11 protein-coding genes and 2 pseudogenes are annotated in these 12,579 nt (G+C 68.4%); 8 read left to right on the top strand and 5 right to left on the bottom strand.

The annotated features are described in order from the left end of the window. Window positions 1-252: 252 nt before the first annotated feature. Window positions 253-1,044, bottom strand: coding sequence for an alpha/beta fold hydrolase (locus tag ACZ60Q_RS13495; RefSeq protein WP_469632788.1), 792 nt, complete (start codon window positions 1,042-1,044; stop codon window positions 253-255). A 743-nt stretch (window positions 1,045-1,787) separates the two neighbouring features. Here ACZ60Q_RS13495 and ACZ60Q_RS13500 point away from each other — a divergent pair. Continuing rightward, window positions 1,788-1,997, top strand: coding sequence for a hypothetical protein (locus ACZ60Q_RS13500; protein ID WP_469632687.1), 210 nt, complete (start codon window positions 1,788-1,790; stop codon window positions 1,995-1,997). A 17-nt stretch (window positions 1,998-2,014) separates the two neighbouring features. Here the strand turns inward: ACZ60Q_RS13500 and ACZ60Q_RS13505 are convergent, their stop codons facing one another. Next, window positions 2,015-2,782, bottom strand: a complete 768-nt coding sequence (locus ACZ60Q_RS13505; RefSeq protein WP_469632690.1) for a thioesterase II family protein — start codon at window positions 2,780-2,782, stop codon at window positions 2,015-2,017. A gap of 307 nt (window positions 2,783-3,089) precedes the next feature. Here ACZ60Q_RS13505 and ACZ60Q_RS13510 point away from each other — a divergent pair, with 307 nt between their 5' ends. The 5 genes and pseudogenes from ACZ60Q_RS13510 to ACZ60Q_RS13530 all read left to right on the top strand — a co-directional run. Beyond that, window positions 3,090-3,485, top strand: coding sequence for a hypothetical protein (locus tag ACZ60Q_RS13510; RefSeq protein WP_469632693.1), 396 nt, complete (start codon window positions 3,090-3,092; stop codon window positions 3,483-3,485). Window positions 3,486-3,651: 166 nt separating this feature from the next. Further along, window positions 3,652-4,554 (top strand): ABC transporter ATP-binding protein, encoded by a 903-nt coding sequence (locus ACZ60Q_RS13515; protein WP_469632696.1) that lies wholly within the window; start codon window positions 3,652-3,654, stop codon window positions 4,552-4,554. Beyond that, on the top strand, window positions 4,551-5,336 hold the full coding sequence (locus ACZ60Q_RS13520) for an ABC transporter permease (protein ID WP_469632698.1): 786 nt from the start codon (window positions 4,551-4,553) through the stop codon (window positions 5,334-5,336). Before ACZ60Q_RS13515 ends, ACZ60Q_RS13520 begins: the two co-directional genes overlap by 4 nt. A 26-nt stretch (window positions 5,337-5,362) precedes the next feature. Further along, complete coding sequence (locus ACZ60Q_RS13525) at window positions 5,363-6,661, top strand: sensor histidine kinase (protein WP_469632701.1); 1,299 nt, start codon at window positions 5,363-5,365, stop codon at window positions 6,659-6,661. A 29-nt stretch (window positions 6,662-6,690) separates the two neighbouring features. Beyond that, window positions 6,691-6,973: pseudogene (locus ACZ60Q_RS13530) on the top strand (response regulator); the annotation flags it as partial. A gap of 302 nt (window positions 6,974-7,275) precedes the next feature. On the opposite strand, the gene ACZ60Q_RS13535 reads toward ACZ60Q_RS13530, so the two are convergent. Both ACZ60Q_RS13535 and ACZ60Q_RS13540 read right to left on the bottom strand, forming a co-directional pair. Next, a complete protein-coding gene (locus ACZ60Q_RS13535; protein WP_469632704.1) occupies window positions 7,276-8,169 on the bottom strand; it encodes a S1 family peptidase in 894 nt (297 codons plus the stop codon). A gap of 820 nt (window positions 8,170-8,989) precedes the next feature. Continuing rightward, window positions 8,990-9,250 carry a sigma factor-like helix-turn-helix DNA-binding protein gene (locus ACZ60Q_RS13540; RefSeq protein ID WP_469632706.1) on the bottom strand — a complete coding sequence of 87 codons (261 nt, stop codon included), beginning with the start codon at window positions 9,248-9,250 and terminating at the stop codon, window positions 8,990-8,992. Window positions 9,251-9,457: 207 nt separating this feature from the next. Between ACZ60Q_RS13540 and ACZ60Q_RS13545 the strand changes: the two genes are divergently transcribed. Further along, window positions 9,458-10,405, top strand: coding sequence for a transposase domain-containing protein (locus ACZ60Q_RS13545; RefSeq protein ID WP_469632790.1), 948 nt, complete (start codon window positions 9,458-9,460; stop codon window positions 10,403-10,405). A 133-nt stretch (window positions 10,406-10,538) separates the two neighbouring features. Further along, window positions 10,539-12,034, top strand: a pseudogene (gene istA, locus ACZ60Q_RS13550) (IS21 family transposase). Window positions 12,035-12,109: 75 nt separating this feature from the next. On the opposite strand, the gene ACZ60Q_RS13555 reads toward istA, so the two are convergent. Further along, window positions 12,110-12,579: integrase core domain-containing protein (locus ACZ60Q_RS13555; protein ID WP_469632708.1), on the bottom strand; the 470-nt coding region annotated here is incomplete at its 5' end.

The following is a 12,579-nucleotide window of genomic DNA, read 5'->3' on the forward strand; positions in this document are numbered from 1 at the left end:
TGTGGGCACGCCGGATGAGACGGACGGTGACTGGTTCGGCGCCCCGGAGAGGGCGGTACCGGATGGCCGGAACCCGTCTGCCCGGGCTGGAAGGCTCGGCCGCCATAGTCGCCCCGCTGTCCTCGGGGAGCGGCTCGTTGTCCTCACCTGGCCGGCCATCGCGGTGAACGTCGCCGCGTACACCGTCGTCGTCTGCCTGCCGGAAGACCCCATGAAGATCACGTCCGCGTCCACCGCGCGCCAGGCCTGTCCCTACGGCCGCGGGACCGTGGTGAGGAAGTCCAGGACGAGGGGACTCGCATCGGCGCGGAACTCCTCGAAATAGGCGTGCCGCGCTCCGGGAATCATGTGTAGACGGGCACCGGGGATACGGTCCGCGAGCAGGGGAGCGTTGGCGGCGGGGTTGAGGAGGTCATCGGAGCCGTGTACGACCAGTGTGGGTGCGCCGATGCCCGGCAGGAGCTGCCAAGCGTCGTGCTGGTTGCTGGCAGCCAGGTGGCGCCGTTGGGCGTGGGCGGGCATTCCCGGGTCGCCGAGCGTCCGGTACGGTCCGGGGTTCGCCGCCGGCCAGGCCGGGGTGTACATCAGCTCCAGCAGGGCCCGCCGCGCCGCACCCGGTTGGGTCTGCACCAGGGACCTGCGTACATCGTCGGTGCGTTCGACGGCGTGCGGGCCGCCGGGTGAGGTGCACCCGAGTACCAGGGCGCGTACCCGTTCCGGATGGCGTGCCGCGAGCTGCTGGGCCACGCGCCCGCCCATGGACGTCCCGTAGACATCGGCCCGTTCGACACCGAGGTCGTCGAGCACCGCGATCACGTCCAAGGCGAACAGCTCGGTGCTGTAGGGCAGATCGGGCTTGTCGCTCTCCCCGGTACCCCGGTAGTCGAACGTGATGGTGCTGCGGGCGCCGTGGAAGTCGTCGCGCACCGAGTCCCACCAGTGGTGGGTGTTCGCCTGACCCGCCAGCAGGAGCAGGGGAGCCGCCCCTTCGCCTTGGACCTGATAGGCGATGCCGACCCCGTCGGGCGTCGTCGTGTGCGGCATGCTCGTCCTCACTTCTCACAGGGTCGGTGGCCGGGGGAGTACCGACCTGTTCGAGCATGTGCCTCCGCGAGTCCCACGGACCCCTGTTCCCTGTCGGGTCGTGCTCGATGTAGTCGGCTGTGCAGTGGAGCGCGTGGACGGACTCGCGACTCGCGGTCGTCGTCGGCTCACTCTTCCAGAAACCCCGTTCGTACCTCCCGCCACCGGCCCGGCCGCGCCATGTCACGCTCTGCCCGGCGGCTATCTGTGCTGCCGGGGCGGATCGGAAGACTCGTGCCCACCACTGTCGACTCCGCTCCCGGTCCTTCTCCGGCAGCACGGCGACGACGGCCCGATAATCGGTTCCCGGGCACGGTTCGCTCGCCCACGGGGACCCCCGCCAGACCGGGACCGTGCAGAGGTTCAGGCTGGTTGATGGTGTGTGAGTGGTCTGGTGGGGGACGCACGGACTTGGTCGCCGGAAGAGCAGGGGTCTGCGCGGTTGCCGGCGGGGTCGGCGTTCGTGGGGTGCCGGGCCGGGTGGGGGCTGAGGCTCTGTTCAAGGTGTCGGCCTGGGCCGTGGACGGCGGGGTGGCGGTTCGGGGGCCGGCAGGTACCTCAGGCGCCGGGGACTGGCCTTCCGGCGGCCGGACGGGCGGGCCGTCGAACAGGGTCCGGAAGCGGTCCGGGTGTGGCACGGGGAGACCCCCGTTCGAGGACGTCCGGTCCTGGCTCGCCGGCCACGAGGAACAGGACTGAGGTGCATGTGCCGCCCTCGTACTCACCCGGAGCTGAACCCGGACGCGCTCGTCGACGCCGACCTCCGACGCGGCCTGCTCCACACCCACCGGGCCGGGAACCGGACCGAACCCGCTGCCGGGAGCCGCAGGTTCTTCCACCGACGACAACGTCAACCCCAGTTCGTCACCGGCTACTTCGAAGCCCCGCACGTCCGCTGCACCCCCGACGAGTGAATCCAAAGTGTTTCTGATCAATAGCGTCCGGTGGTGGCGGGTGCCAGCCAGGCGGCGATTCTGTCGGTCACGGCGGGGGCGTGGTTGTTGAGGTAGAAGTGGCCGCCCGGGTAGACGGTCATCTCGAATGGTCCGGTGGTGTGGTCGGCCCATGTGCGGACCTCGTCGGTGGTGGCCTTGGGGTCGGCGTCTCCTGTCAGGGCGTAGACGGGTGTCGACAGGGGCGGGCCGGGCGTGTAGCGGTAGGTTTCAGCGGCTTTGTAGTCGGCGCGGATCGAGGGCATGACCATGCGCTTGATCTCGTCGTCCTCGAGGAGTTGGGACTGGGTACCATCCAGGCGCCTGATTTCTTCCAGCAGGCCTTCGTCGTCGCGTAGATGGACCCGTTCGTCCCGGGGTGCGCTCGGTGCGCGCCGCCCGGACGCGATGAGCGCGGCGGGCAGGCTGCCCTGTGCTTCCATGCGCAGGGCCACCTCGAAGGCGACCGAGGCGCCCAGGCTGTGTCCGAACAGTGCGAGCGGTTTGTCCTGCCACGGGCCGAGGACCTCGACGATTCGGTCGGCCAGGTCCTGCACTGTTTCCAGGCACGGTTCGTTCCTGCGGTCCTGCCTGCCCGGGTACTGCACGGCCAGGGTCTCGATGTGCGGAGCGAGACGTTGGGAGACCGGGTGGAAGTAGCTCGCGGAGCCTCCCGCGTGCGGGAGACAGAGCAGCCGGACCGGTGCCTGGGGTGCGGGGTGGAAGCGGCGTACCCACAGGCCGCCGGTGTCACTGCTCGTCGCCATCGTATTCGTCGTCCCTTCCGACCGGTGTCGTCCCCCCTGGTGTGGGGCAACGTCCTCGGTGTTCGCCGCCTGCGCCGTCACCGGCGCGCGGCCGCATAATATCGGCCCAGTCCCAGACGATCGCAGCGTCACCGGCCGCCGACAACCCCTAACGATCGCGGACGACCGCCCGGTCGGCGCCGGCAAGGGCCCAGTCGCGTCCCGCATGTGCCCCTGTTGGGCGGTGCGGTGCGGGGGGGAGGGAGCATGGTGAGCGGTTACCGCCCTCCAGTGTCGCCGTCTGGGGACTGGGCCGCCCCTCAGCGGGGTGGCGTACTGCGGCGACACCGATGAACTCACCGCGACACTCCCCAGTTTCGCCCGCTACCTCTTGCCGGGCGGCGTCATCGTCATCGAACCCTTCTGGCTTCCCGAGGACTTCCTGGAGGGCTATGTGGGCACCGACACCGTCGAGTCGGACGGGCGTACCTACGTCCGCGTCTCCCACTCCGTCAGGGACGGCGGGGTCAGCCATATGGAGGTGCACTATCTGGTGGCCTCGGCGGAGAGCGGTATCTCGCACATCTCCGACGTGCACCGCACCACGCTGTTCACCCGCGAGGAGTACGAGAGCGCCTTCGCCCGCGCGGGCTGCGAGGTCGAGTACGTCAAGCACCCGCTCGCACCGCGTGGCCTGTTCGTCGGGACCGCCCCTGCCCCCTGACCAGCAGCCGGGGGACAGCCCAGCCGACGCGGAGGGAACCCCGAGACGACGTCAGGGTTGTAGGGGGCCGCGATAGGGGGGTGTAAGGGGGGCAACCGATCGGTTGACCCCCCTGCGAGCGTGATGGGCGATGTGCCGGTCCGTACCGGTCGGGCACGGTGGAGACATGACTCTCATTGAAGTGAGCGACCTGCGCAAGAGTTACGGCGGGCGCCCCGTCGTGGACGGCGTCTCCCTCGCGGTGGAGGAGGGCGAGATCTTCGGGGTCCTCGGCCCCAACGGCGCGGGCAAGACCACCACCGTCGAGTCCATCCTCGGGCTGCGCGTGCCGGACAGCGGAACGATCCGCGTGTGCGGGCTGGACCCGGTCGCCGACCGGGCGAAGACGACCCTCATTGTGGGTGCGCAGCTGCAGGAGAGCGATCTCCAGGGCAAGCTCACCGTCTCCGAGTCACTCCAGCTGTTCGCCGCCTGCTACCCCCGCCCCGCCGACTGGCGCACCCTGGCCGCCCGCCTGGGCCTGGAGGAGAAGCTCAACACCCGCTTCGCGCAGTTGTCCGGCGGCCAGAAGCAGCGGCTGGCCATCGCGCTCGCCCTGGTCGGCAACCCCCGTGTCGTCGTCCTGGACGAGCTGACGACAGGCCTGGACCCCGCGGCGCGGCGCGAGGTGTGGTCGCTGATCGAGGACGTCCGGGCGAGCGGCGTCACCATCCTCCTCGTCACGCACTTCATGGAGGAGGCCCAGCGGCTGTGCGACCGGGTCGCGATCTTCGACCGGGGGCGGGTCGCCGCACTGGACACCCCGTCCGGTCTGGTGGCGCAGTCCGCGAGCGGCACCGTCATCTCCTTCACCCCCTCCCGCCCGCTGGAGGAAGACGTCCTTGCCGCCCTGCCCGGCCTCGCCTCCGTCACACATCGTGAGGGAAGAGTCACCCTCGCCGGTACCGACGAGACCGTCAACGCGGTGATCAGCCTGCTCGCCCGCAACCGGGTGAGTGCCCACCAGTTGCGCGTCACCGACTCCACCCTCGACGATGCCTTCCTCAACCTGACGGGAGCCGACGCATGAGCGCCGCCACCGCATCCCCGGTACCTTCCACCACCGCCTCGCCCCGTCCCGGGCGGGCCGTGCTGCGCGCCGAGCTGATCCTGTTCTTCCGTGAGCCCGGCTCGGTGTTCTGGGTCATGGCCTTTCCCACCCTGCTGCTGCTGATCCTCGGCTTCATCCCGTCCATGACGGAGCCCAAGGAGGAGATCGGCGGCCTCTCCACCATCGAGGCCTACGTACCCGTCGCCGTGCTCCTCTCGATGATCATGGCTGGTCTGATGGCCATGCCCCCGGTGATCACCGGCTACCGTGAGCGCGGCATCCTGCGCCGGATGTCCACCACCCCCGTGCGCCCCCTCGCCGTCCTCGGAGCCCAGGTGGGACTCCACGCCGCCGCCTCGCTGATCTCCGCCGTCCTCACCCTGGCGGTGGGACGCGTCTTCTCCGACGTCGCTCTGCCGAGCCAGGTCCTGGGCTACCTGTTGACCCTGCTGCTGGCGGTGGTGTGCGTCCTGGCGCTCGGCGCGCTGATCTCCGCACTGTCCCCCACCACGAAGATCGCCCAGGCGGTCAGCATCTCGGTGTTCTTCCCCGCGATGCTCGCAGCCGGTGTCTACCTGCCCATCCAGCAGATGCCCGAACTGATGGCCGACATCGTGGAGGCGCTGCCCTTCGGCGCTGCCGCCCAGGCCCTGAACCAGGCCACTGCCGGCGACTGGCCGGACTGGATCCACCTCGGCGTGCTGGCCCTGTGGACGCTGGTGCTGTCCGCGGCCGCCGCGCGCTGGTTCCGCTGGGAGTGACGAAGGTGTCACGGGCGCCGGGTGCCATGGCCGATACTGAGCCCGTGGCACCCGACGCATCCTCCCCGGTCAACGAGCCGCAGACCGCGCACCACACGCAGCCGCGGTTACTCCTGCGCTTCAGCCCCCCCGTCCTCCTCGGCCTCAGCCTGGTGCTCGCCGCGGCGACCTCGCCCCTGATCGGCATGGACGGCGCCGACTGGCTGACGACGGGGATGCTGGCCGCCTCGGCGCTCGCCCTGCAACTGTGGTGGGACCGGGTGGCACGTGGCAGGCCCGGACCCAGCGCTACCGGCGCCACGTACTACGCGCTCCGCTCCGCCCTTGCGTTCGGCCTGGCCTGGATAAACCCGTTCTGCGCCTTCTACGCGGCGGTCGGGTGCTTCGACGTCGAGCGGCTGGTGCCCCGCCGCTGGATTCCCCTCGGCCTGCTGGCCACCGCCGCGACGATCGCCGGCGCACAGATCGGTGGCCTGCCGTCCGACGACACGGTGAGCTGGGTGTTCTACGGCATGCTGGTCGCCGCCAACATGGGCATCTTCCTGACCGTCCAGCAGGACGCGGGGAAGGAGGAGGACCGCGCACGGAAACGGGTGGAGACCATCCGCGAGCTGGAACACGCCAACGTCGCACTGGAACGGGCCCTGGTGGAGAACGCCGCCCTGCACGACCAACTCCTGCTCCAGGCACGGGAGGCCGGGATCGCCGACGAGCGCCGCCGGCTGGCCGCGGAGATCCACGACACCGTCGCCCAGGACCTGACCGGTGTCATCACCCAGCTCCAGGTCGTCACCGACACCCAGGAACAGGGCGCGGCCCGCGTCCATGCCGAACGAGCCCTGCAACTGGCCCGCCACAGCCTCGGCGAGGCACGCCGCGCCGTCGCCAACCTCGCGCCCGTCGCGCTGGCCGAGGACGACCTGCCCGAGGCGTTGAAGAAGACCGTCGTCCGCTGGTCCGAACGCACCGGCGTCCACGCAGAATTCACCCTCACCGGCACCGACGAGCCGCTGCACGAGGAGGTGGAGGCGACACTGCTGCGCATCGCCGCGGAGGCGCTGTCCAACACCGCACGCCACGCGAAGGCCACCCGGGTCGGCGTGACCCTGTCCTACATGGGCGAGGAGGTCGTGCTCGATGTGCGCGACGACGGCCACGGCTTCGTCCCGACCGCCCTGCCCGAGCCCGACACCGCGTCCGGATTCGGCCTGAAAGGCATGCGCGCCCGCGCGGAGCGGCTGGCCGGTGAGCTGACCGTGGAGTCCGAACCGGGCCTGGGTACCGCCGTGTCCGCACGCGTACCGTCGGTGCCCCATGAACGCTGAGAACACCGGGGCGATCACCCTCCTGATTCGTCGACGACCACCCCGGTGGTGCGCGACGGCCTGCGCGGCATACTGGAGCCCGCGGACGGCTTCACCGTGCTCGGAGAGGCGTCCGGCGGCACGGAGGCGGTGGAGATGACATTGCGCATGGACCCGGACGTCGTCCTGATGGATCTGCTCATGCCGGTCGGCAGCGGCATGGAGGTCATCGCCGAGCTGACCCGCCGTGGCGCACGGGCCCGCGTACTGGTACTCACCACCTACGACACCGACTCCGACACCCTTCCCGCGATCGAGGCCGGGGCGACGGGTACCTCTTGAAGGGCCTTGACCCCGGTACCTGGCAGAGGATCGCGTACCTTCACACCATCGGTGACAGGGTTCATCGAAGTGCTGCCCAGGGCCGAGGACGGTCGTTCATGCTGACCATCGCCGGCTTCCCGTCCTTGGGCGCGAATCCAGCCAACGCGCCCGCGGCTCATGTGACATGCCACGGTGAGGTTCGCCGGCACGACGAGGGCGGACCGCGCGAGAGCACGGTCCGCCGGGGCGGGTCGTTGCGCGGGGCCTCGGGCGCCCGGTCGGCCGTCAGCCCGAAGACCCGGTGGCATCAGCTACAGGATTGTCGCCCCGTAGGCGCTCAGCGCCTCGGTGGCGGGCTGGTAGAACGTCGTGCCGCCGGTCCGGCAGTTGCCGCTGCCGCCGGAGGTGAGACCCAGAGCGGTGCTGCCCGCGAAGAGCGCGCCACCACTGTCGCCGGGCTCGGCACAGACGTTGGTCTGGATCATGCCGTACACGATCCCGCTGGAACCGTAGTTGACTGTGGCGTTGAGGCCGGTGACCGTGCCGCTACGCAGCCCGGTGGTGCTGCCGCTGCGTTGGACGGACTGGCCCACGGAGGCGTTGCCCGCCGTCGTGATGTCCTGGTAGGAGCCGTTGTACAGGTAGACCCGGCCGTCGGCCGCCGCCGGGTTCGAGTGGCGGATGATGCCGTAGTCGTTGTTCGGGAAGCTGGTTCCGGTGCGCGTACCGATGGACCAGCTGGCGCTGATGTTGGTGCAGTGGCCGGCAGTGAGCGCGTGGGCGACGCCGTTGACCGACACGTTGAAGCCGAGCGAACAGCGGCTGCCACCGGTGGTGATGGCCTCGCCGCCGGCGATCAGTGGGGTGAACTTGCCTTCGGCGCGCTTGACCGTCAGTTCCGCCTTGGAGTTCGCCAGCGCATCGCTGATCTTGGCCAGTTCGGCCTTCGATACGGTGCTGTCAGCGGTGAGGACGATCTTGCCCGTGCTCGTCTCCGTGTACCAGGCGGTGCCCGCCACATCAGCGGCGAGGACGGCGGAGCTGGCGGCTGCGAGCTGCGATACGGTCGCCTTGGACTCCGCCTCAGGAGCGGCGACGGCCGAGGGGGCGGCCAGGGCGACGGCGGCCACCATGCCGGACGCCACGGCGAGCAGCCGTGCGTGTCTTGACGTGCTGCTGATCGGCGAGAAGCGCTTGAAGGTCACGAGATCCTCCGAGGTATGGGGGGCAGCCCTGGTCGGGTGAGGTTGGGCCGTTGGTGCGCGAGGTTCCCACCCAGTGGGTGTTGGGCGTGAACCTGCCAAGTTGCATGCTGGAATCGTTGACGGCGGTGGCTCCTGGCGCAAGGCCGGATTCGCGCCCGCGAGCCCGGAATGAGATGGAGGTCGACGAGTGGCGGTAGACCTGACCCATCTCGCATAAGTGCCCCCAAAAGGGAATTTGGGGTGTATGTGAAATAATTCACTGGACGGACACGGCGCTCATATGTGGCAAATGGTCGCGACGAGTCGTAAGCCGTTATTAATTTGTCATTTCTTTACATGTTGTTACTGTAAGTTGCGCCATGGTTGCGTATAATTCATCCCCCGCCGGAGGGTCTCATGGGTAGCGTGCATAAGCCATCAAAGGTGCATTGGTTGCAAACTTCCTTGGCAAGGTGATTGGGAAGTTATGGTGATGAATTGCACATTTGTCGTATCCTCTGGCTGGCTGAATACTTTCCTCCGCCTTGGAGGTACTGGCATCGCCGGTCCAAATACGTCCGGAGACGCCCTCTTGCGGACCAGTTCGGCGTGTGCAGCCGGTCCCCGGTGACGGCCGTTCCGGTGAGCGCGGCAAGCTCGACGCGACTCCGTGCGGGCCTTCAACGCCTCGCGACCGAACGGGCCGGGCTGCCCCTCATCGACCCGGCCGTTGTGCCTGGACCACGGCTCAAAGCATGGCGATCGGTCACGGCCCGCTGTCGGCCGATGGCGTCGTGATGACGCAAGGCGGCAGGAATTCATGGCCCTTGCCGCAGGCGTATCAACTTTCCGTGAGCATGCCGGTGCGTGGTTTCGTGAGGGTGCGGGAGATGCGTATCTGGGAGATGCCGAGGTGCTGGCCGATCTCGGATTGGATCCTCCCTTGTTCGAAGCGTAGGGAGGTGATGGTGCGTTCGCGTTCGTCCTGGGTCGCCAGCCGCGGGGCGAGTGCGGAGGTTTTCGACCCTTCCATGCCAGGGTCGATGCCGCCGGTGATGTCGGCGTAGTTCGGGGAGTCCTGGTCGGTCCGCGTCGATGGCATGTCGAGGGAACCGGCGGTGCACTCGTTGGCAGCGATGAGTCCGTCGATGATCTCGGGCCTTCACCCAAGGCCGGGTAGTTAACGTTTTCGCAGGTCACGCAAGCCAGTTGAAGGATTCCCCGGCGCAAGAGCAACGGAGCTCGTTGGTACAGGCAGTCGACCAAGGCAGCTTGTACTTGAGGAGCTCCGTTGCCGTTTCATGATGTCCTGTCGGCCCCGGTAGTGACCATCACCCGTACGGTCACAGTGGCCGCGGGCCGGTTCGCGCCCGGCCATCTGGGCGAGCTGACGGCTGTCGGGCCGTTCGAGCCGGTCGACGCGGTCCTGGCGGAGACCCGCTCGGTGCAGAGACGACTGTGCGATCTTCCTTCGCGGGTCGGGATCTACTTCCTGCTCCCGATGTGCCTGTTCTCCGAAGTCGGCTACCGGCTGGTCTGGGACAAACTGACCGCCGGGTTGGCCGAAGTGCCAGTTGCCTCTCCGACTCCGAAGGCCCTGCGTGATCTGCGCCGACGCCTGGGCAGTGCGCCGGTGCGGGCCCTGTTCGACGTTCTCGCGGGGCCTCTGGCCCGGCCGACGACACCCGGCGTGCGGTTCGGTCCGTACCGGACCGTGTCATTCGACGGCTGCAGCTCCCAGAAGGTCCCCGACTCCGGGCGGAACAGGGCCTGGCTGGGGCGAACCTCCCATCACGGCTATCCCACAATGGAGTTGATGACCCTGGCCGAGACCGGGACACGGGCCTTGCTCGGCGCGGTGTTCGGACCCACCGCCGAAGGCGAAACCAGCTATACCTCGCGCCTGCTGCATCTGCTGCGGCCGGACATGCTCGTCCTGTGGGACAAGGGCTTCGACGGCAACGACTTCCTCGCCGCCGTCACCGCGACCCGCGCCCAGTTCCTGGGCCGGCTCCGCAGCAACCGGCGAACCCCCTTTCTCGCACGTCTCGCCGATGGCTCGTATCTGTCGGTGATCGCCGCCCAGAGGGTCCGTGTGATCGACGCGACCGTCACGGTGACCTGCGCTGACAGCACCGTGTTCACCGGCTCCTACCGGCTGGCCACCACCTTGACCGACGCCGGCCGCTACCCGGCGGCCGTGCTTGTCGGCGGTCGTGGCAAAGTCCAGGTGTGCGGTCGGCCGGGTTCAGGCTGATGGCCACCGGAATTCCCGGTGGATGGCCGTCTGGCCTGTGGTGTTCCTGATCGCTTCCTTATGCGAAGAAGACCCCTCCGTCCGGTTTGCTGGTGTTTGCGAGCATCAGTGAACTGGCCGGAGAGGTCCTGTGATGAAGTCTGACAGAGAGATCATGGAAATCCTTGAGGCGTACGACCTGACCGGGACGGTCTGGTCGGCGGCGGCCTTGACGGGGCACGACCCGAAGACGGTCAAGCGATATGTCGAGGCCCGCAACGGCGGGCGCAATCCCTATGAGCGAGAGCCACGGCCGAAGACGATCGACGCGTTCCTGGAGAAGGTCGAGGAGTGGGTCGAGCAGTCGAAGGCGACGATCCGGATCCGCGCCGATGTGGTCCAGGAGAAGCTGCTGAAGATGGGCTACCGGGGCAGCGAACGCTCGACGAGACGGGCGGTGAACGTGGCAAAAGCGGCGTGGAAGGTGGGCAAGCGCCGAACGTACCGGCTGTGGATTCCCGAGCCGGGCCGCTGACTCCAGTTCGACTGGGGCGAGGGCCCGCGGATCGGCGGGCGGCGGACCTGGCTATTCTGCGCATGGCTGTCCTGGTCGCGGTTTCGGGTCGTCATCCCGGTCTGGGACCGCACGTCGGGCATGCTGGTGGCCTGTCTAGCACCACGCTCAGGCGGATCGGCGGGGCGCCGACGTACGTGCTGACGGACAACGCGAAGACGGTGACCGTCGAGCACATCGCCGGGATCCCGGTGCGGCATCCGCAGATGGTCGCTGCGGGCCGGCATTACGGCTGCCAGGTGGTCAGCTGCGCGCCCTACGATCCCGAATCGAAGGGCGGCGCGGAGGCCACAGTCCGTATCGCGAAGGCCGACCTGGTGCCCACGGATGCGAACCTGCTACCGGCTTACGACTCCTTCGCCGATCTCACCGATGCCTGCCTGACCTGGCGCGATGCGGTGAACTCACGCCGTCGCCGGGCGACGGGGCAGATACCCGCGAGCCGACTCGACGTCGAACGCACCACACTGCATGTCCTGCCCATCGAGCCGCTCGCGCTCGGCGAGGAACGCCTCGTCGGCTCGGACCGCACGATCAGCTTCAACTCGGTGCGCTGCTCAACTCCGCCCGGATATACCGGGGCGAGGGTGTGGTGCCGGGTGGCCGGCGAGGAACTGTCCATCACCGCCCGCACCAACTCCGGTGACCTGATGGAGATGTGGCGCCACCAACTCTCCACTCCAGGGGTTCCGCAGATCATCGACGAGCATTACCCCGACCATCCCGACGGCCGCAGCATCCACCAGCCCAGGTTGCAGCCCTGCTCGGAAGCCGAGATCGCGTTCGTAGGCATCGGCCCCGGCGCCGGACGCTGGCTCAAGGAAGCCGGACCCGCCGGCGCCACCCGCATCCGCGCCAAGATGGCCCGCGCAGTCGAGCTGGCCACCGTCCTGGGCAACGACAAAGCCGACCAGGCCCTCGGGCTCGCAGCCACGGCCGGGCGGTTCGCCGACGACGACCTGCTCTCCATCCTGGGACATCTCGCCGACAGCAAGCCCGCCGGAGAGGTCGTCCGCGTGGACGAAGCCCACTCCGTCCAGAACGGAACCAGAGGCTGGCAGGCCCTGGGCCAGTAGGCAACGGCTCAGAACAGTTGCAGCCCAGCCAGCCGAGCGGGGTCAGTCTGAACCGCCCCGGGTTCGGTAGAGAGCTCATATTATGGTTGTGACCTGGGGTTTCTTGGATTCCATGTAGTGATTGGCCTCGTACTCGACGGGCGGAGCATGGCCTATCTCACCGTGGAGCCTTCGGTGGTTGTACCAGTCGACCCACTCGGCGGTGGCCAGCTCGAGCTCGGAGAGGGTCTTCCAGGGCCGCTGCGGCTTGATCAACTCGGTCTTGTACAGGCCGATCGCGCTCTCCACCAGGGCGTTGTCGTACGCATCACCGACGGAGCCGATCGAGGCCGCGATGCCGGCCGCATCCAGATGTTCGGCGAGCCGGAAGCTGGTGTACTGGCTGCCCGCATCGCTGTGGTGTATCAACTCGCCCCGGACGTAGGGGTGTTCATCGCGGTCGTGCTGCCACAGCGCCATCTTCAGGGCGTCCAGAACGAGCTGGGTCTCCTTCGACGTGGCGGCGGACCAGCCGACGACCCGACGGGAGAAGGTATCGACGACGA

It is taken from the genome of Streptomyces sp. NPDC104313, from assembly GCF_055583985.1.